Annotated in this window: 16 protein-coding genes; 14 read left to right on the forward strand and 2 right to left on the reverse strand. The window is 63.4% G+C overall.

From position 1 onward, the window contains the following. From U5709_RS00020 to U5709_RS00045, 6 genes are all read left to right on the forward strand, one after another. Positions 1-192: hypothetical protein (locus U5709_RS00020; RefSeq protein ID WP_321972487.1), on the forward strand; the 192-nt coding region annotated here is incomplete at its 5' end. Positions 193-301: 109 nt separating this feature from the next. Next, on the forward strand, positions 302-1,162 hold the full coding sequence (locus tag U5709_RS00025) for a PRD domain-containing protein (protein WP_321972050.1): 861 nt from the start codon (positions 302-304) through the stop codon (positions 1,160-1,162). Positions 1,163-1,231: 69 nt separating this feature from the next. After that, a complete protein-coding gene (locus tag U5709_RS00030) occupies positions 1,232-2,599 on the forward strand; it encodes a PTS transporter subunit EIIC (protein WP_321972488.1) in 1,368 nt (455 codons plus the stop codon). Positions 2,600-2,904: 305 nt separating this feature from the next. Continuing rightward, positions 2,905-5,130, forward strand: coding sequence for a beta-glucosidase BglX (gene bglX / locus U5709_RS00035; RefSeq protein ID WP_321972048.1), 2,226 nt, complete (start codon positions 2,905-2,907; stop codon positions 5,128-5,130). Positions 5,131-5,177: 47 nt separating this feature from the next. Next, positions 5,178-6,629, forward strand: coding sequence for a family 43 glycosylhydrolase (locus U5709_RS00040; protein ID WP_321972047.1), 1,452 nt, complete (start codon positions 5,178-5,180; stop codon positions 6,627-6,629). 24 nt (positions 6,630-6,653) lie between these two features. Further along, a complete protein-coding gene (locus tag U5709_RS00045) occupies positions 6,654-8,237 on the forward strand; it encodes a DUF5597 domain-containing protein (protein ID WP_321972489.1) in 1,584 nt (527 codons plus the stop codon). A 303-nt stretch (positions 8,238-8,540) separates the two neighbouring features. Here the strand turns inward: U5709_RS00045 and U5709_RS00050 are convergent, their stop codons facing one another. Beyond that, on the reverse strand, positions 8,541-9,071 hold the full coding sequence (locus U5709_RS00050) for a hypothetical protein (RefSeq protein WP_321972490.1): 531 nt from the start codon (positions 9,069-9,071) through the stop codon (positions 8,541-8,543). A gap of 1,326 nt (positions 9,072-10,397) precedes the next feature. Between U5709_RS00050 and priA the strand changes: the two genes are divergently transcribed. The 7 genes from priA to U5709_RS00085 all read left to right on the forward strand — a co-directional run bounded on the left by priA (position 10,398) and on the right by U5709_RS00085 (position 17,576). Further along, on the forward strand, positions 10,398-12,704 hold the full coding sequence (priA, locus tag U5709_RS00055) for a primosomal protein N' (protein ID WP_321972044.1): 2,307 nt from the start codon (positions 10,398-10,400) through the stop codon (positions 12,702-12,704). A gap of 91 nt (positions 12,705-12,795) precedes the next feature. Continuing rightward, positions 12,796-13,347: a peptide deformylase gene (gene def, locus U5709_RS00060; RefSeq protein ID WP_321972043.1), complete on the forward strand. Its 552-nt coding sequence runs from the start codon at positions 12,796-12,798 to the stop codon at positions 13,345-13,347. 12 nt (positions 13,348-13,359) lie between these two features. Then, positions 13,360-14,280 (forward strand): methionyl-tRNA formyltransferase, encoded by a 921-nt coding sequence (fmt, locus tag U5709_RS00065; RefSeq protein WP_321972491.1) that lies wholly within the window; start codon positions 13,360-13,362, stop codon positions 14,278-14,280. A 152-nt stretch (positions 14,281-14,432) separates the two neighbouring features. Beyond that, positions 14,433-15,731: an RsmB/NOP family class I SAM-dependent RNA methyltransferase gene (locus U5709_RS00070; RefSeq protein WP_321972041.1), complete on the forward strand. Its 1,299-nt coding sequence runs from the start codon at positions 14,433-14,435 to the stop codon at positions 15,729-15,731. Between the two features lie 220 nt (positions 15,732-15,951). Continuing rightward, complete coding sequence (locus U5709_RS00075; protein WP_321972040.1) at positions 15,952-16,362, forward strand: GtrA family protein; 411 nt, start codon at positions 15,952-15,954, stop codon at positions 16,360-16,362. Between the two features lie 43 nt (positions 16,363-16,405). Then, positions 16,406-17,359 (forward strand): glycosyltransferase family 2 protein, encoded by a 954-nt coding sequence (locus U5709_RS00080; protein WP_321972492.1) that lies wholly within the window; start codon positions 16,406-16,408, stop codon positions 17,357-17,359. A gap of 10 nt (positions 17,360-17,369) precedes the next feature. Continuing rightward, complete coding sequence (locus U5709_RS00085; RefSeq protein ID WP_321972493.1) at positions 17,370-17,576, forward strand: hypothetical protein; 207 nt, start codon at positions 17,370-17,372, stop codon at positions 17,574-17,576. 61 nt (positions 17,577-17,637) lie between these two features. Here the strand turns inward: U5709_RS00085 and U5709_RS00090 are convergent, their stop codons facing one another. Then, entirely contained in the window at positions 17,638-17,952 is a 315-nt protein-coding gene (locus U5709_RS00090) for a hypothetical protein (RefSeq protein WP_321972494.1), read from the reverse strand. A 43-nt stretch (positions 17,953-17,995) separates the two neighbouring features. On the opposite strand from U5709_RS00090, the gene U5709_RS00095 reads away from it, so the two are divergent. Next, positions 17,996-20,050, forward strand: a complete 2,055-nt coding sequence (locus U5709_RS00095; protein WP_321972495.1) for a DUF6541 family protein — start codon at positions 17,996-17,998, stop codon at positions 20,048-20,050. Positions 20,051-20,411 lie beyond the last annotated feature (361 nt).

The following is a 20,411-nucleotide window of genomic DNA, read 5'->3' on the forward strand; positions in this document are numbered from 1 at the left end:
GGCGTTTTCTTTGCAGACCGGGGCTTTTGCGACCAACTCGGCGCGTTTTCTTTGCAGACGGCAGCCGCGCAGACCAACTCGGCGCGTTTTCTTTGCTGCAGCGCCAATTGGAGTCGCGCCGAACGGCATCAATTCCACCGTGAACGGCAACCTTATAAATGCGCTTCACTTTACTCTACATTCTTGCCATAATTCATTTGCACCGCGTTACTCCTCGGGAGGCGCCACGAGCATTTAGCAGCAAACCTCGCCGTCAGAGGGGTTTCTATTTGCTAAGCGTGGAGTCCAGGGGAGTATTTTTATGCTCATAACCAAAGCGATCAACAACAACGTCGTCCTCGCCGAGGACGATAACGGGCGTGAGCTCGTGTTGTTCGGCAAGGGCCTTGGTTTTCGCGGTGCGCCTTCCCACCTCGACGACGAGTCCTGCATCCAGCGCAGCTTCCGCGACGTGAGCCCCGAGCTCTACGAGGCGCTGGCCTCCATCTCGGCGGAAGTCATCATCATCGCCTCGGGCATCGTGGACATCGCCCGCCAGGAGCTCAACTGCGCGCTCAACCCCAACCTCATTTTTACCATCGCCGACCACCTGCAGTTCGCCATCGAGCGCACGCGAAAAGGTGTCGTTATCCGCAACCCTCTCTTCGATGAGGTCCGCTTCGTCTACCCGCGCGAGTACGAGGTCGGCCGCCGCGGTGTGCTTCTTTCCGACGCGGTGGCCGAGGACATCAAGCTCCCCGAGTCCGAGGCGGCTTCCATCGCCCTGCACATCGTTAACGCCGAGAGCGTCGAGGAGGGCGGCTCGGCCGCGCTCGAGCACAACATGGACCTCATCGTAAAGAGCACCGAGGCCATCGAGGAGGCCACGGGCATCGTCGAGCGCGTGCTCGGCATCGCCATCGACCGCAGCTCCTACAGCTACGTGCGCTTCGTCACCCATATGCGCTTTCTCATCAGCCGCCTGATCAGGGGCGAGAAGTTCGAGAGCCGCAACGGCAGCCTCTTCAAGCAGGCAGCCAAGGATTTCTCGGACGAGTACGCCTGCGCGCGGGCCATCGACGAGTATCTGCGCTCCAGCCACGGATGGAGCTGCACCGATGAGGAGCTGCTTTATCTCATGATGCACGTCAACCGACTCTGCGCCTCTTATTCGCGCAGTTAAAGCTTGCATTTTGGTCCCAGGCGCCGGGACTGGAATAGTACGTAAAAGAAAGTCGAAGGGAGCCATTCCATGGCTAAGGACTACACCAAGCTCGCGGCGACGATCGTCGAGCTGGTCGGCGGCGAGCAGAACGTCTCGTCCGTCACGCACTGCATCACCCGCCTGCGCTTCAAGCTCAAGGACGAGAGCCTCGCCCAGACCGAGAGGCTCAATCAGACCGAGGGCGTCATCTCCATCCTGAAGGCTGCCGGCCAGTACCAGGTCGTCATCGGCAACCACGTCACCGACGTCTACGACGCCATTCCCAAGGTGTCCAACATCGAGCTCGGGGGCGAGGTCGAGGCTGAGGAAGAGGGCGGTAACCTGCTCAACCGCGCCATCAACCTGCTCTCCGGCATCTTCATGCCGATGCTGCCCGCCATGAGCGCAGCCGGCCTGCTCAAGGCGTTCGTCATCATGTTCAACACCTTCGGCGTGCTCGACTCGGCCAGCACCACCTATCAGTTGCTGTACGCCATGGGCGACGCCGTGTTCTACTTCATGCCGATCTTCCTGGGCCGCACCGCTGCCAAGAAGTTCCACTGCAACGACTGGACCGCGATGGCCATCGCCGCGTTTCTGTGCTACCCGACGCTCACCACGCTCTACAACGGCACCGACCCCGTGGACCTATTCGGCCTGCCCGTCACGCTGATCAGCTACACCTCCTCGGTCTTGCCGATCATCGTTGCCGTTTACGTCCAGTCCTGGGTTGAGAAGGGCCTGAACAAGATCGTTCCCGACATGCTCAAGGGCCTGCTCGTCCCCATCTGCACACTGTTCGTCGCCTGCGTGGCCACGCTCTTCGTCGTCGGTCCCGTCACCGACTTCGTGGGCCGCGCCATCGCCAACGCGCTCTCCGGCCTGCTCGCCACCGTGCCGCTGGTCGCCGGCTTCCTCATCGGCGCCCTTTGGCCCTGCCTCATCATCTTCGGTATGCACTGGGGCTTCATCCCCATAATCATGAGCAACATCGGCACCCTCGGCTACGATGTGATCCTCCCCATCACCGTGGGCACCAACTTCGCCGTGGGCTTCGCCGCACTCGCCGTCTTCCTCAAGACGAAGAACCCCGAGCTCAAGGAGACCGCTGCCGCCTCCACTATCTCGGCGCTTTTCGCCGGCATCACCGAGCCCGCTATTTACGGCGTCGTCCTCAAGTACAAGCGCCCCTTCGTGATCATGGCGCTCTCCTGCGGCGTCTGCGGCGCGATTGCGGCCACCGGCGGCCTGACCCAGGCTGCTCTTATGACGACCTGCCTGCTCACTATTCCCGCCATCGGCGGCATGGTCGGCTGGCTCGACGTCATCGCCCTGGCGATAGCCTCGGTGATCACCTTCGTCTGCACGCTGATTTTCGGCTTCAGCGACGAGATGCTCCTCGCTGAGGACAAGTAGGCTTTAAGCTGCAGTTTATTTGCGCGGCGGCTCCGCGGCGCGCCTAGGGAGACGGGCCGCGGGGCATGCAGGATTTGAGTTGTGCGGGGCGCCCGCGTGCACGAGGCGGCGCGGGTGCCCTGTTTTTGAGGGTTTTGCGTCCCTCGTTTTGGGCACATGACGCAGAACCCTAAAAAACAGGGGAAATCCCTCCTCGAATCAGGGGTTTTGCGTTCCGGGTCCAAAACCAAGGGCGCAAAACCCTCAAAAACAGGGGATATACCGCGGCGAATCGGCGCCAAAGGCGCAACGAGAGGAGCTTTCGCATGAACCACGAGGACCTTCTCGCCCTTTTGGGCAAGATGACCCTGAAGGAAAAGGTCGGGCAGCTGGTGCAGCTCGACGGCGGGTGCTTCGGTGCGGGCGACATGTCCACCGGTCCCCGCGAGAAGCTGGGTGTGACGCAGGAGGACGTCGACGTGTGTGGCAGCGTCCTGAATGTGCTCGGCGCCGAGGAGGTCCGCCGCATCCAGGACACTTACCTGGAGCGCAGCCGCCTCAAGATCCCCTTGGTCTTCATGGCCGACGTCATCTACGGCTACCAGACCTGCTACCCGATCCCTCTCGGCCTCGGCGCTACCTGGGACCCGGACCTTATCCGCGACGACTATCGGTTGATCGCCGGGGAGGCCGTGGCGGACGGCTGCATGGTCACCTTCAGCCCGCCCGTCGACGTGGTGCGCGACGCCCGCTGGGGCCGTTGCCTCGAGATGCCTGGCGAGGACCCGTATCTCTCGAGCCGTTTCGCGACGGCGATGGTCGAGGGCTTCCACGGCGACGGCGCGCCTGAGCGCTCCATCGCTTGCTGCGTCAAGCACTTCGCGGGCTACGGCGCGCCTGAGGCCGGCCGCGAGTACAACACGGTGGACATGAGCGAGTGGCGCTTCCGCAACGAGTACCTGCCGCCTTACAAGGCGGCGGTGGACGCCGGATGCGAGCTCGTTATGACGAGCTTCAATACCGTGGAGGGAATCCCCGCAACCGCCAATAAATGGCTGATGGACGACGTACTCCGCGGCGAGTGGGGCTTCGACGGGCCCGTCATCACCGATTATGCCGCCGTCGCGGAGCTCATCGGCCACGGCGTCGCGGCAAACGCGCGCGAGGCGACCCGGCTTGCTATGAACGCGACCGTGGACATCGACATGAAGACACCCTGCTACGCCCACGAGCTCGAGGGCCTCGTCGCCGACGGCGAGGTCTCTATGGAGCAGGTCGACGCCGCGTGCCTGCGCGTGCTGGAGCTCAAGAACAAACTCGGGCTCTTCGAGAATCCCTACCGCACGTGCTCGCCCGAGCGCCGCGTGGAGGTCACCTGTTCGCCCGAGCGCCTGGCGAGCGCGCGCAAGACCTGCGGCGAGGCGCTTGTGCTGCTCAAGAACGAGGGCGACGTACTGCCGCTCGACGCCGGCGAGGACGGTCCCCGCGTGGCGCTCATCGGCCCTTACGCGAACAGCCGTGACATCATCGGCATGTGGGCGATACACGCCGATAAGTCGCGCTCCGTCACGCTGGCGGATGCCTTCGAGGAGGTCCTGGGGCCTGAGCGCTTTGGCTGGGCGAAGGGCTGCGAGACGCTCGACGACTATTCTGAGCTGGGCGATTTCGGCAAATACGTCGGGATCACCTCAGGCGTCGACGATGGCCCGAGCGCGGACGAGCTCGAGACCGAGGCGCTCGCGCTGGCTGCCGCGGCCGACGTCGTGGTCATGGCGCTCGGTGAGCACATGCTGCAGAGCGGCGAGGGCGGCGCGCGCACCGACATCACCCTGCCCGCTCCCCAGAAGCGCCTGCTCGCGCGCGTCCGCGAGCTCGGTAAGCCTGTGGTGCTCGTGCTGTTCAACGGCCGTCCGCTGGCCCTGACTGATGTGCTGGACGACTGCGACGCCGTGCTTGAGGCCTGGTTCCCGGGCACCGCGGGCGGCCGCGCCGTGGCCGACGTTCTCTTCGGCGACGTTAACCCCTCCGGCCGCCTCACCGTGAGCTTTCCTCACAACGTGGGGCAAGAGCCGCTCTACTACGCGCAGTTCTCCACAGGTCGCCCCGCCAAGGGCTCGGCGCATAGCGGGCGCTTCGTCTCTCGCTACATGGACGCGCCGAACGAGGCGCTGTTCCCCTTCGGCTATGGCCTTTCTTACCACACGGCCCGCTACGAGAACCTGTGTGTGGGCACGGGCTCGCTGCGAGCCGGCGAGAAGCTCCGCGTAAGTGTCGACGTGACAAATGAATCGCAGGTCGCGGGTATCGAGGTGGTGCAGCTCTATATCCATGACGTGGCGGCGAGCCGCGTACGGCCGATGCTCGAGCTGCGGGACTTCGCCCGCGTCGAGCTGGCTGCGAGCGAGACCCGCACCGTCGAGTTCGAGATTGGCGAGGATCAGCTTCGCTTCTGGACGCCTGAGCACGCCTGGGCGAGCGAGCCCGGGTCCTTCGAGGTCTTCGTGGGGCCGAACAGCCGCGACCTCCTCGCTGGGTCGTTCGAGCTTATTTAGGGTCGCTAAGCATCAAACCGTAAATCGTAAAATCCAAGGAGCGCTAGATGAGGCATATTGCCGTGAACCCTTACCTTCCCGGCTGGGAGTACATCCCCGACGGCGAGCCGCACGTTTTCGGCGACCGCGTCTACGTGTACGGCAGCCACGACGCGCCCGAGGGCACAGCTTATTGTCCCGGCGACTACGTGTGCTGGTCGGCTCCGGTGGACGACCTCGGTGCCTGGACCTTCGAGGGCGTCGTGTGGCGCAAATGCGACGATCCCGAGAACGCCGACCTTGCGGGCTACGGCGCGTCCGACGTCTGTGAGGGCGCCGACGGCAGGTTCTACCTGTTCTATTTCCGCATGCTCACGCCGGAGGGCCCCATTATGAGCGTTGCCGCCTGCGACGAGCCGGCCGGCCGCTACCGCTACGTCGGGCCCATCTGCCTGCCGAGCGGCGAGAAGTTCACCGGCGACTCCGGGTTCGGCATGCCGTTCGACCCTGCGGCGCTGCCGTGCGACGACGGCGGCTGCTGGCTTTATTACGGCTTCGGCGCCAAGAAGGCCGGCGGCCGCCTGCCCGTCTCGGCCACCGAGGGCAGCTTCGTCGTGCGCCTGGGCGACGACATGCACACCATGGCCGAGGAGCCCAGGCGCCTCGCGCCCGGTTATCTGCAGGCCGACGGCACCGGTTTCGAGGGACATTCGTTCTTCGAGGCTTCGAGCATCCGTGAGCTCGACGGGCGCTACTATTTCGTATACTCCAGCGAGGTCGGCCACGAGCTCTGCTGGGCGACGATGCCCGAGCCCTGGGGCCCCGTGTCCTACGGCGGCGTGCTCGTGTCCAACGGCGACGTGGGCCTGCCCGGCCACGAGGACGAGGCGGATGCCGTCATGGACCTCGGCAACAACCACGGCGGCATGGCGCGCATCGCTGGCATCGATTACATCTTTTATCACCGGCACACGCACGGGGCGCAACATGCGCGCCAGGGCTGCGCCGAGCGGATCCACATCGACGAGAATGGTTCCATTGAGCAGGTCGAAATTACGAGTTGTGGCCTGAACTGCGGCGCATTACCTTGCGGCCGCGTGTATGCGGCGAGCACCTGCTGCCATCTCGTGGGGCCCGTGGGCGCGGTCCACTACCGCGGCGACCTTCAGATCTCGGCGCAGCATCCCGTTGTGACGCAGGAAGTCGACGCCGGGTGCGTCACCTCGGCGAGGACCTACGTGGCCAACCTCTGCGACGGCGCGAGCGTGGGCTGGAAGTACTTTGCGTTCACGGGCAACGAGGACCAGGTCACGCTGGAGGTCCGCGGCGCGCTGGCGGGCGGGCTCTCGCTTCGCCTCGACTCGCCCGACGGGACCGAGGTCGTCGGCATCGAGGTGGGGGAGGGCGACGCGTGGCGCGAGGTCTGCGCTGCTATGCCCGCGGTGCAGGGTGACCACGCCGTATATCTGGTCGCTCGCGGCGACGGCTCGGCCGACCTCTCCACCATTCTCTTCTCTTAAGACACGTCAAAAGGGGGCATTGCCATGGTTTCGGAATTCAAGAGAAACGCTTCCGGCGAGCTTCGGCTCATGGTGGGCGGAGAGCCCTTCACGATGCTCGCGGGCGAGTGCCACAACTCGTCATCCTCGAGCCCGAGGGTCTTCGCCGAGGCGTGCGGCCGTGCGGTCTCGCTCGGCATGAACTCCGTTTTGGTGCCGGTGACCTGGGAGTTATTGGAGCCGGAGGAGGGCGTCTTCGACTTCTCGCAGGTCGACATGGTCCTCGATGTCGCGCGTGAGCGCGGCCTGCGCCTAGGCCTTCTGTGGTTCGGCGCCTGGAAGAACGCGCAGTGCTACTACGCGCCCGCATGGGTCAAGCGCGACCTCGGGCGATTCCCGCGCGCTCAGATGGTCGCGGGCAAGAACAAGGTCCGCATGCCCGACTTCCACAACTTCCCGTACGCCGCGCTCTCGCTCTTTGGCGACGAGACCCGAGCGGCCGATGCACGGGCCTTCGCCTCGCTGATGGCGCACCTGCGCGAGGTTGACGGCGAGCAGGGCACCGTGGTGTCGATGCAGGTGGAGAACGAGGTCGGCGAGATGGCCGCGGGCCGTGAGCACTCGGCGGCGGCCGATGCCGCGTTCGCCTCTGAGGTGCCGGCCGATTTCCTCGAGGAGCTTCGCGGCACGCGCGGGCTTCTTGCCGACGACATCCTGGCCGCTCTGGACGCGGGCTGTGGCTCCGGAACATGGGAGGAGGTCTTCGGCGAGGTTGCCGAGGAGGTCTTTACTACGTATTACATGGCCTCCTACGTGCAGTTTATTGCCGAGGCGGGGCTTGCCGAGCACAAGCTTCCGCTTTCCGCAAACTGCTGGCTCGACAAGGGCCACAAGCCCGGGCGCTTCCCGACCGGAGGGCCGAACGCGCGCGTCTTCGGCGTGTGGCGGGCGGTCGCGCCCTCCATCGAGGTCCTCGCGCCCGACATCTACGTGCCGTACTTCTGCGACGTGGCGGATTCCTACCGAGCGGGCGGAAACCCGCTGCTCGTTCCCGAGACGGCCACGCACGCCTACGCCGCCCCGCGCGCGATCTGGTCGGTCGGGCATCACCATGCCGTCTGCTTCGCGCCCTTCGGCTACGAAGAGATGGGCGAGCCGTTCGACAGTTCCGCCGGTATCCTCTTTGGCGCCGACACGAGCGACCCCGCGCTGAGGACGCCGCAGGATCCCGACGAGTACGCGGCCGTAATGCGCGGGCTCGCTGCGCTGGTCGAGGTCGCGGGAGCCGATGGCCGCATGGACGCCGCGACGGCCGAGCGGCCCGACGATAACATGATCGACCTCGGCGACTTCAAGGTGGCGGTGAGCTTTGCCGAGGGCGACCTGCCCGGCGCGTGCGCGGTCGCCAAGGGCGCCGACGGGGCGGTATATGTGCTCGCGCTCCGCTGCACCATCGATTTCGTCTCGGGCGACGAGGCGCGGCCCAACGTGGACATCTTGGCGCTTGAGGACGGCGAGATGGTGGACGGAGCCTGGGTCCGTGACCAGCGGCTCAACGGCGACGAGGTCGCTATGCTCTTGTTCGACGCGCCGACGCTGCTGAGGGCGGAGCTCCTCGCGTACGAGTAGGGGTGCGGCGCGCGGGGCGTGGGGCGCAGGGTCGCCGCCGCCAAGAAACGCCGCCGAGTTGGTCCCGTTGGCGCGCTGCCGCCAAGAAACACCGACGGCTTGGTCCCGGTCCGGCCCGTGCGCCAAGAAAAGCCGCCGAGTTGGTCTCCGGACGGCCCTGTTGCCAAAATATCGCCGCCACTTGGTCCCCAGTCGACCAAGTGGCGGCGTTTTCTTTGCAGACCGGGGCTTTTGCGACCAACTCGGCGCGTTTTCTTTGCAGACGGCAGCCGCGCAGACCAACTCGGCGCGTTTTCTTTGCGGCTACCGGCCTTCAGCCTGCTTGAGCTCCCATTCGGCGCGCTCGACTTCCTCAAGGGCCGACTGGACGGTGCGCCCCTTTTGCGAAGCGCCCCATCTCGTACCGTCGATGGCGTTGAGCTCGGCGAGAAGCGCGCGCCTCCTCGCCAGCTCCACTGCTGCCCGCGCGTGCGTGGGCCGAGGCGTCCGCAACCCGAGCTCGGCCCTTATCTGGTGATCGAACAGCTCGTCCATGTAGCGCATGCTCTGGTATTGCTGGCGCCAGAGCACGTACGGGCGCATGCCCAGCGCGAGCAGCTCGTTCATTCTCTCGTCGTCGATGCGATGCCGCTCTGGGCCCTCGTGGACCCCGCCGTGGTAATCGACGCAAACCCCCAAAGCTCCCTCGGCAGGACGCCTGAGCAGCAGGTCCGGCTTGCGGATGCGCTTTGCCGCAAGGCCGGTGTCCAGCTCTTCGTTGAGGGATTCAACGGCGATTCCATAGCCCCCGAGTCGCCGCGGCCAAAACACCCGGATCGCCAGCTTGCTTTCCATGGGAGACCCGGAGTTGTCGAATGCGAGGCTGCATGCCTTTCGAAGGGTCGCTGACCCCCGGTATCCCTTTGTTCGGTCAAGGAGGCCAGGAATCGCCGCCTTGCTCGTAAGGGGCGCCTCGCGCTGCAGCATGCCGGTGGGTGAGTGGGGTGAGATCGCGTACACCCCGCAAACCTCACAGACGAGAAGGACAAGCTCCAGGAAGGTCGCCGTTCGTGCCATCTGGAGAAGCATCAGTTCCGGGCATACTATGCTCGCGCCTTCGTCGATGGCGAGGATGGAGCCTGCTGGTAACTCGCCGCTCGCTGCTCGGATTCGCGCATCCGGTCGGCGCGAGCTCGAGGTAATCTCTGCCGCGAGTAGGTCGACCGGCCGCGAAAGCGCGTCTCCAAGAGCAGATGAATCGAGCCACGAGGCGACCGCTGACGGTGGCGGCGCCCCGTCAGGTAGCGCGCGCCCGTCGCTGGCACCTGCCAAAGGTCTTGGCGCGACCCCTGTGCGATACACTTCAAGTGCGGTTATATGAGAGAAGACGATGTCCATGGCGCGATGGTATCGAACGCGTCTAACAGAATTCTTACGGTCCGGGGATGTCGCGAGCCTGGATTTTCAACAATACGCTGCTTAAGGACTCATTCAGCTTTCAGTAAGCTAAATCGCGCCGATAATTCCGGAGTAAAGGAATTCATGAACGGTTGATATGTGGCTGCGAGCGGCATTCGCGCAGGTCTTCCACGGCCCGCAAACGTTTCTTGCGCACGCGACCTCACGAACTCGTCGGATTTCTTTGTTGAAAACCGATAAAACCCATTGCACAAGGTTGCCCGGCCGTTCTAGCTCGTGTTTGTTGCTTTTGCTCTCTGGGAAACGGCGGCGAAATGCGCGCGGGATACGGTTGTTGTGTAACGCTATAAGGAGCGGCGCCCGCGATCTCGGGCCGGATTCGCAAAGAAACGCGGCCGAGTTGGTCTGCTCGGGCCGGATTCGCAAAGAAACGCGTCCGAGTTGGTCCGGTTTCGACCAACTCGATCTGTTTTCTTGGCGGCGATGGCGAAAACCGACCAACTCGCGCGGTTTTCTTGGCATCAAGGCTGCCGAACGACCAAGTCGGCCCGATTTCTTTGCAACAGGGGCACGGATCGACCAACTCGCGTCGTTTTCTTTGTGACGACTCCGCCGCACCAATCGGACGCTGCCCGGCCCAGTTCCGCCCACAGCTCAACACCTTGCCCGCGATTCGCGCACCTCGGCCTACCTGCGGCTCGGTTACAATCATCTAGTTGCAACCAAGGCCGAACGCGCGATGCGCGAGGAGGAAAGAGCCGCATGATATACGCGAGCGTCGTTCTCGACATCCCCACCCGTGCCATCGACGGCGCCTTCGACTATGCGCTGCCGCCCGAGCTCGCCGACACCGTCCGCGTGGGCTCCACCGTCCTCGTGCCGCTGGGGAACCGGCAGGTCGTGGGCTACGTTGTCGCTCTCAGCGAAGAACCGCCCGCCGGTATCGACCCCGCGAAGACCAAGCCCGTCTCCCAAGACCTCGCTGCGCCCGCCTTCGACGAGGGCGCCGCTGCCGTCGCGCGCTGGATGGCCCGCGAGTATGCGTGCCCGCTCGCCGATGCCGTTCGACCTTTTCTCGCCCCCGGCCAGAAGGTCAAGGTCGTGCGCGACGCCCCCGGCGAGCCGTGGCGCCTCGTCCAGGACTCCACCGGCGCCGTCGACGAGCGCTGGGCCGGCCTCACGCCGGCGGCCGCCGACTTCGCGCCGAAGAAGAACGCCCCGCGCCAGCGCGCCGTCATCGAGGCCCTCGCGCAGGGCCCGCAGCGCGTGGCCGAGCTCGCCGCCACCATACCCGGCGCGGTCTCGGCCGTCACCGCGCTCGCCAAGCGCGGGGTCGTTGCCGTCGAGACCCGCCGGCATGTGCGCGGAGGCGCCGAGGCCACATCCCTCTCCTCGGCCCAGGCTCCTCGACCGAAGCAATTAACCGCAGGTCAGAAGGCTGCTCTTGCCGTCATCGACGCTGCGCTCGAGGCGGGCGCGGGAGACGTCGTGCTCGTCGACGGCGTCACCGGCTCCGGCAAGACCGAGGTCTACCTCGACGCCATCGAGCATGCCCTCGCGGCCGGTCGCGGCGCCCTCGTCCTCGTGCCCGAGATCAGCCTCACCGCCCAGACCGTCGGCCGGTTCCGCAGCCGCTTCGGCGACGACGTGGCCGTCCTCCACTCGCGCCTCTCCGCAGGCGAGCGCTTCGACCAGTGGGACCTCGTCCGCCAAGGCGAGGCGCGCGTCGTCGTCGGCGCCCGCTCCGCCCTCTTCGCGCCGCTCGCGGACCCCGGCCTCATCATCATCGACGAGGAGCATGAGGGCAGCTACAAGCAGGACAAGAGCCCCCGCTACCACGCCCGCGAGGTCGCGGCGCGCATGGCCCGCGAGCGCGGCTGCGCCCTGGTCCTGGGATCGGCCACGCCGTCGCTCGAGTCCCTCGGCCGCTGCCGGGACGGCGAGTACCGCGGCGTCAAATGGACCCGCGTCGCCATGCCCGAGCGCCCCGGCGCCTCTCGCTTGCCCGAGGTGCGCGTCATCGACATGGCCGAGCAGTTCCGCGGCGGCGGGCGCTCAGTCTTCTCGGCCCCGCTCGCCGACGCCCTGCGCGAGACCGTCGGGCGCGGCGAGAAGGCCGTGCTCATGCTCAACCGCCGCGGCTTCGCGAACTTCCTCATGTGCCGCGAGTGCGGCTGCGTCCCCGAGTGCCCACACTGCAGCTGCGCCCTCACGTACCACGAGCGCGGCCACAGCCTTGTCTGCCACACCTGCGGCCGCTGCTGGCCTGTGCGCGCCTACCCCGATCCCAGCTGCTCGTGCCCCAACTGCGGGAGCCGCTACATGGGTGCCTACGGCGTGGGAACCCAGCGCGTCGAGGACGAGCTGCGCATGATCTTGCCCGAGGGCGTCGAGGTCATCCGCATGGATGCCGACACCACGCGGGCCAAGGGAGCCCACCAGAAGCTCCTCGAGGCCTTCGACGCGGCCGACTCCGCCGTACTCGTGGGCACGCAGATGATCGCCAAGGGGCTCGACTTCCCCGAGGTCACGCTGGTGGGCGTGATCAACGCCGACACCATGCTCAAGTTGCCCGATTTCCGCGCAGCCGAGAGGACCTACGACCTGCTCGAGCAGGTCGCGGGCCGCGCCGGCAGGGGAGAGAGGCCCGGACAGGTCATCGTGCAGACCTACTGGGCGACCCACCCGGCCATGCGCGCCGTGGAGGGCCACGACCGCGAGCTCTTCCTCGCCTCCGAGCTTGCCGAGCGAGAGGATGCCGGCTACCCGCCCTTCTCGCGCCTGGGCAATGTGGTGCTGTGGGGCCGCTCGGACAAGGACACTCGCGCGGCGTCTGCTAAGGTTGCCGAGACAATCCGCGAAAACGTTACTGGGCAGGCCGGCTGGGAGGTGCTCGGCCCCACCGATTGCGTGAAGGCGCGCGCCAAGGACTTCTTCCGACGCCACGTGATGGTCAAGGCCCCCGTCGACGCTGACCTCGGCGGCGTGCTCGGTGCTGCCGCCGCGTCCCTCGGCGCACCCAAAGGCATTAACATGTCAGTGGACATCGACGCCTACGACATGATGTGACCCGCAAAGGGGACAGTCCCTTTTGCGGGTCGACTAAAACCTGCAAAAGGGACTGTCCCCTTTGCAGGTCGATTAACGAAAGGAGACCCGGATGGGCCTTTTGGACGATATCGTTCTCTCGCCGAACGAGGCGCTCTGCACGGAGTGCGAGCCGGTCGAGACCATCGACCGCGAGCTCAAGAAGCTTGCCGACCGCATGCTCAAGATCATGTACGCCGCCGAGGGCTGCGGCCTGGCCGCGCCACAGGTCGGCGTGCTCAAGCAGCTCGTCGTCATCGACTGCGACTACGAGGGCAAGGGCAGCATGAAGAACCCCTACGTCCTCATCAACCCCAAGATCATCACCGCCGACGGCGAGCCGCGCGACTTCCAGGAGGGCTGTCTCTCGTTCCCGGGCATCAACGTGACGGTGACGCGCCCCTCGCATGTGGTCGTGCAGGCCTACGACCTCAACGGCGACCTGCTCCAGTACGAGGCCGAGGGAAACCTCATGGCCGTCTGCCTGCAGCACGAGATCGACCACCTGCACGGCAAGACCATGGTCGATCACCTCACGCCGACCAAGCGCGCCGAGGCCATGCGCGCCTACAACGAGGCCCTCGCCGCCGGCGCCATGCCCGGCGAGACCGTCGTCGAGGACTAGGGGAGGGCGAGCATGCGCGTCGTCTTTATGGGCACGCCCGAGTTCGCCGTGCCGTCGCTCCAGGCGCTCGCCGACGCGGGCCACGAGGTCGCGCTCGTCTTCACGCGGCCCGACGCGGTGCGAGGCCGCGGCAAGAAACTCGTGGCCTCACCGGTTAAACAAAAGGCTCTTGAACTGGGTATTCCCGTGTTTGAGACCACGAGGATGACCGACGAGGCCAAGGTTGCGATCGCTAAGGCCGCCCCCGACGTGATGTGCGTCGTGGCCTACGGGTGCATCCTGCCTGACGACGTGCTGGCGATGGCTCCGCTGGGCGCAGTGAACGTCCACGCGTCGCTGCTGCCCCGTTGGCGCGGCGCGGCTCCCATCCAGCGCTCGATCCTCGCGGGCGATGCCGAGACGGGAGTCTCCATCATGCGCGTCGCCCACGACCTCGATGCCGGCGCATGGTGCGCGCAGGTGAGCGTTCCGGTCGGGGGGAAGGGCTGCATGGAGTTGACGGCCGAACTCGCCGATGCGGGCGCGAAGGCGCTGGTAGACGTGTTACCGAGGCTTTCTGACGGTACGGTTGAGTGGCATGAGCAGGACCCCGCCGGCGTGACGCTCGCCGCCAAGGTCCGCAAGGAGGAGATGCGGCTCGACCCCGCCGGCACCGTCGCCGCGAACGCCCTGCGCGTCCAGGCATCGAGCGACACGGCGCCCGCGCGCCTCGTCGTCGCCGGCAAGGGTGTGCGCGCCATGACGGCCCGCGTCACAGATGAAGCGCAAATCGCAGCGGGTGTTATCGAGGTGCAGAAGAAGCATGTGTATCTCGGCTGCGCCGATGGCACCCTTGAGCTCACGGCCGTCAAGCCTGACGGCAAGAAAGAGATGCCCGCCGCCGCCTGGGCCTCCGGCCTGCGCGGCGACCTCACCTGGTCCCGCGCCGAATAACGAGCCGCGGGAGGCCGGCCTGCACAGCCCGGATGACCTGTAACTGGTGACTGGCTCAGATGGTAGGTGTTCTTCCTGCCATATGTGCCTGTCTCCAATTGCAGGTCGCTCACACCTCTCACGGAAAGCATCCCTCACAGAAAGCACCCCTAATGCCGACCACCAAACTCGCCCCCGCCCGCCGCGCGGCTCTCAAGCTCTTCTCCGAATGCCGCCGCCGAGAGGCGCGTGCCCGCGACATGCTCCGCGATTCCGACGTTCTAGCTGCTCTGGATTCCCGCGACAGAGCGCTTGCAACAAGGCTTGTGCTAGGCACTATCGCCGCGCGGGGCGAGGTCGATCGCGCAATAACGAGTCACCTGCACTCCCGCTCCGTCCTGGAGCCGCTCGTCCGCGATGCCCTGCGCATCGCCGCCTTCGAGATTCTCTACTTGGATATCCCCGACCATGTGGCGGTGAGCCAGGGCGTGGAGCTCGTGCGCTCGGTGAGCAAGCGGGCGGCGGGCCTCGGCAACGCTGTCCTGCGCCGCGTGGCCGACGAGGACTCGAAGGCGCTCGCGGCGTCGCAAGACGCGCTCGATTCCGGCATCTACACCATCGATGACCTGCAGCGCGTTGGTGCTTTGCCTGAGTGGCTTGCAGCCGCCGTTCGCACAGACCTGGATCCTGCTGCGGCAGCCGACTACGCTCGCCGCACCCTCGAGCCCCCTTGCCAGAGCGTTGCCGCCAACACGGCCAAGCATACGGTTGAGGAATGCCGGGAGCTTCTTGCCGAGGCGGGCTGTGACCCTGCCGACGGCCCGGTCGCCGGCTCCTTTGTCCTTGGCTGTCCTGCTGCCCTCAACGATTCCGACCTCGTCGCAAACTGCGACGTGCTCCCTTGCGACCTCGCCGCCCAAGAGGTTGTTGCAACCCTTGCACCAACCCAAGGCCAGAAGGTCCTCGAGGTCGGCCAAGGCCGAGGCACCAAGTCGGTCCTTCTCGCCGCTACCGGCGCACGTCTCACCTCAGTTGAGCTCGACCCCAAGAAGTCTGCGCTGGCCTCAGCACGCATGCAGACCGCCGGCGTGGCCGACCGAGTCCGCTGCGTCTGTGACGACGGCCAGACCCTCGAACACATCGATGGCACCTTTGACCTCGTCTTCGTTGATGCGCCTTGCTCCGGCACGGGTACCCTCTCGCGCCACCCCGAGATCTCCTGGTCCCTGCGTGAGGACGCCGTCAGCGACCTTGCCGCCCTCCAGCTCCGCATCCTTCGCAACGCCTCGATCCGCGTCGCCCCCGGCGGCCGCCTTGCCTATTCCACCTGCTCTGTTCTCGCTGCCGAGGACGCTGATGTGGTCAGCGCCTTCCTCGCGTCCCCCGAAGGCGCCGGCTTCACGGCTAAATCGATGGCCCTGACCTCGGCTCCCGATGCCGACCGCCACTTCCTTTCGGTCCTTGAGCGTTAGCGGTCCGCCGGCCTGAGCCTTCACTCAACAAAACCCTGCATTCTGGGTCATTTTCGTCCTCGATTCTGACTCCAATTGCAGGGTTTGTCGCCCGGCGGGGAGCGAGAGCGCCTCGCGGCCGGCCCCGACGCCGACTCGGCCGCGATTCTTTCCACCTGAGCATCTACACACCGTGCGGTTACCATAGCTTCGTCAATAAATAACTCGAAAGGCCCCCTTCATGCGCAAGCTCATAGAGCAGTTCCTTAAATTCGGCGTCGTCGGCGTCATCGCGTTCTGCATCGACTACGGCGTCCTCATGCTCCTGTCGCAGGTGTTCGGGGTAGACCCCGTGCTCTCGGCCGCAGTATCGTTCTGCGTGAGCGTCGTCTTCAACTACATCGCGTCGATGAAATACGTCTTCCAACGGCGCGATGACATGAGCCGCCAGCGCGAGTTCATTATCTTCATCGCGCTCTCGGTCGTGGGCCTCGTCATCAACGAGCTCATCATGCTCGCCGGTACCGCGGCCCTGGGCTCCGGCGCCATCGCTGTCACCCTCACCAAGCTCGTGGCCACCGCAGTGGTCATGGTTTGGAACTTCCTCTCCCGCAAGAAGTGGCTCGAGGCCAAGGACCCCGAGCAGCAATAAACCCGCAAACTGCCGCATTCGGCCCTCAAGAAAGGCCCGATCAATGAGCCAACCCGTCCTGTACATTGTGATTCCCTGCTATAACGAGCAGGAGGTCCTTCCGATTACCTGCAAACTCTTCAAGGCCAAGATCGAGCAGCTCGTCTCCGCTGGCAAGATCTCGCTCGAAAGCCGCATCCTGTTCATCAACGACGGCAGCAAGGACGGGACCTGGGGGATCATCGAGGGCCTGGCGGCCTCCGACCCCGTCTACCGGGGCATCTGCCTCTCCCGCAACCGCGGCCACCAGAACGCGCTGCTCTGCGGCCTCATGGAGGCCCGCTCGCTCGCCGACATAACCATCTCCATCGACTGCGACGGCCAGGACGACATCGACGCGATGGACGCCATGGTCGACGCCTACCTCGATGGCTGCGACGTGGTCTACGGCGTGCGCTCCTCCCGCGAGACCGATACCGGCTTCAAGCGCTTCACCGCGCAGTCCTTCTATCGCCTCATGGAGAGGATGGGCGTCGAGACCGTCTACAACCACGCCGACTACCGCCTCATGAGCTCGCGCGCCCTCGACGCGCTCTCCGAGTTCCGCGAGGTCAACCTGTTCCTGCGCGGCATGGTCCCGCTCGTCGGCTTCAAGTCGACGAGCGTCTACTACGAGCGCCACGAGCGCATCGCTGGTGAGAGCCACTACCCGCTCTCCAAGATGCTCGCCCTGGCCATCAACGGCATCACGAGCCTGTCGGTCAAGCCCATCCGCCTCATCACCGGGTTCGGCCTTGCGGTCTCGCTCGTCTCCTTCATCGGCGTCATCTGGGCGGTCGTCGTGTCCTTCACGGGCAACGCCGTGGCAGGATGGGCCTCCATGACGTCGATCCTGTGCTTCCTTCTGGGCGTGCTCCTGCTCTCGGTCGGCGTCATCGGCGAGTACATCGGCAAAATCTATCTCGAGGTCAAGGTCCGCCCGCGCTACATTGTCTCCGAGAAGACTTGGGAGCGATAGATGGGGGTTGATGCTGTTGCAGATGCCGATGAAGTCTTGGCCCAAACTTTCATTGAGGAGGCTGACGACGAAGTCATCGATCCCACAAACGACAAGATGCCTTAAGTTCGCGGATGGGGGAGAGGTCGACGACAAGATCGACGGCGCTGTGGGCGACCTCGAGTACCGCCTCACCACCCTCGAGCGCGCCATCTCCGAGGATAGCCTCGCTGCGTAAAGTTTTCGGAGACGGCGCGCTGCCCCAAGGCTCCCCGCCCGTGTTCTCCCTGGTATAGGCGTTAGGGAAAGAGGAGCTTGGTGCCGGAAACGTGCTTTCCTACGTAGGTGATGCCCAGACACAGGAGATATGCCACTACGGGGCCGACCATCCTCCAGGCAAGATCGACACCCTCAAGGAAGCAGGGGAGGTTAGTGTAGCCCCATAGAAAGGGGACGAGTTCGCCCGCCCTGTCAGACGTGATGATGGTCTCAAAGTAACGTAGGGCGACTCCAGCTATGTTGAATGCGTAGATTGCTGCCCGCTGCCAGCGGTTGAAGCTCCAATCCTTGGGCAGGCATCCGAGAACAACGTAGACGAGGTAGCCGCTTAGCACGGTTCTATTTTATCGAGCCAAAGATTTTGAAGAGGATGTTTATATGGTTTCGTTAGCTCTGACTATTCTTTTCATTACGCTCTGCGCTCTGCCTGGGTTTATTTGCGCTTACCTTATTTGTAATGATGCTGTGAGGGCTCTGGCTGTTGCCCCTGCGGTTTCATGCGGAATAGTATGCCTCTCTGGTGTTCTTGTGGATGCACTTCCCTTGGCTTCTTCCGCCATTCCCGTATTGGCCATTGCTTTTATTACTTCCATGTTGATGGGTGCTGCCGTCCACATCCTTTGCAATGGGTTTATGCTGCGCAGGGAATTGCTGCCAACAAATCCTGGCCGAATGGCCGGTCTTGGTCTGATCGTTGTTTTCTGTTTAGCATTTTTCGCCTTTATGCTTTTGGGAGTTATTGATCCGAACGATTCCTTTGTGCAATATTCAGACAACTTGCACCACCTGAGTAACATTAAATCCTTTATGACCTCCGGTGTGTTTAATGCGTTTAAAACCGCCTCCTATCCTCAGACTCTTTTGCAGAACCAGGTTCCGGAGGCTTCCGGCGTGGCCGCGTTTTATCCATCGGCCTTTACTATCTTTGCTGCCCTGGGGGCGTCTCTCTCGGACGCATCTGCTGTGTTGGCGGAGAACGCCATGCTCTATTGGTGCCTTGCCTTTTGCTATCCGCTCGGAATGTTTTCGCTTTTAGAGTCTATCTTCCCTCGAGATAATAATTACGTGCTCGTGGCGCTTGCTTTGTTGATCGTGCCTTCCTTCCCCTTGTACTTAATCATCGGCACTCCTCTATATCCCAACCTGTTGGGAATGCTTTTGATGCCTGCGGCGGCATCGCTCTTTATCTTGCTTATTGGGGAAAATGCCTGTCCGCGCGAAAGGGTCTCTTATGGTGTGTTGTTTGCCCTTTCATGCGTGTCCCTCTTCTTTTCGCACCCAAATTCCTTTTTTGCCATGGCGGTGCTCCTTCTTCCGTACTGTTGTCACAGAATTTTCGAGCTTTCTTTCAAGAAAAAAAAGAGGCCTTTCGCATGGCGTATTGGCTGCTCGGCCGCTTTTGTCGTATTTGCTGCTTGCATTTGGCTAGGATGCTATCATTCCTCATTTTTCGAGGGAGTCGTTTCGTATTATTGGCAACCCCTACTTTCTTTTGGAGAGGCAATCAAGAGCGTTCTTGATTTCAGCCTCCGAAGAGGGATTGCATGCCCGATATACAGCGCGCTCGTCGTCATCGGGATTGTTTCGGCGCTCCGCTCTCGACAGACTCGCTGGCTGGTGGTTTCGTTTTTTTTGATGGCCGCCATCTATGTTGTCAACATTTCAATGGATGGGGAATTTAAGCAGCTATTTTCTGGTTTTTGGTACAACGATCCATGGAGAACCTCCGCAGCGCTGGGTCTTTTCTCTATCCCATTGGGTTATTTGGGTCTTGTGTCAATTCGCGATGCGACAGCTGCCTTGTTTAAGCGAGTTTCATCTCCCGCCAAACAGCTGCCCCCTATAGCGCCCTGTTTCTTCATCGCTCTCCTGATCGCCCTTGTTCCTTCTTTTGGCTTTAATGGGGCTTTGAGCCAAATGTACGATACCAAGGGCATAAGCGCCATGCTTTATAACAGACAAGAGATTCAACGCCTGAATGGGAAAGGCTCTACTTCTCCTCTAACATCGGAAGAGGAGAACTTCCTCGATTCCGTAAAAGACATAGTTGGATCAGATTTGGTTCTAAATAATCCGTATGACGGCAGCGCATACGCATATGTTACCGATGACATCAACGTTTACTACAAAGAACGACCGGGCTCAAAAGAAACCTCCGATGCCAAGCTTGTCAAAAAAATTGATGAATACGATACGAACGCGGATGTAGAAGCCGCAGTGCAGAATACTGGCGCGAAGTACGTTTTGCTTTTGAGTACAGACAACTATACAGAAAATTATGCTCTTGATACCAGTAAGTATCTTTGGTGCTGGGCGTTTGACTACCCCTATACGGACTGGTCTGATTTCAATATCGACTCTGATGATTCAAGCTTTGTGTTGGTCGCGTCCTCTGACAACTGCAGGCTGTACGAGATCGAGGACGCTGCCTAGCTCCCGGGCGTTGTTGGCGTCAGGAGATTTTAGCCACTTATAGTCAGGCTATTTCAGCCAATTCCCGGCCAATCAAAAATAGCCGCTACGCGGTTCGTCCTACACCGGATTCTGCCATTACGCCAGTGTAAGGAGGACCATGAATGAGTTAACTCAACGCAGCGGCCTGCAGGAGATTATAGACGCCGCCCTCGAGGAAATGGCGAGGGAGCACGGCGGGGACCTCGCGCCCGACTCCGTCAACCTTGCCGACTAAAGTGGCCCGCTCGTTTGGACACGAAATCTCGGCTCGGGAGTGAGCCCGCGTCCGTTAACGCGGCCGCCTAGGCGGCCATCAGCCCCGGATAGTACCGCTCGGCCG

The sequence above is a fragment of the Paratractidigestivibacter sp. genome (assembly GCF_963660155.1).
Taxonomy (GTDB): domain Bacteria; phylum Actinomycetota; class Coriobacteriia; order Coriobacteriales; family Atopobiaceae; genus Paratractidigestivibacter.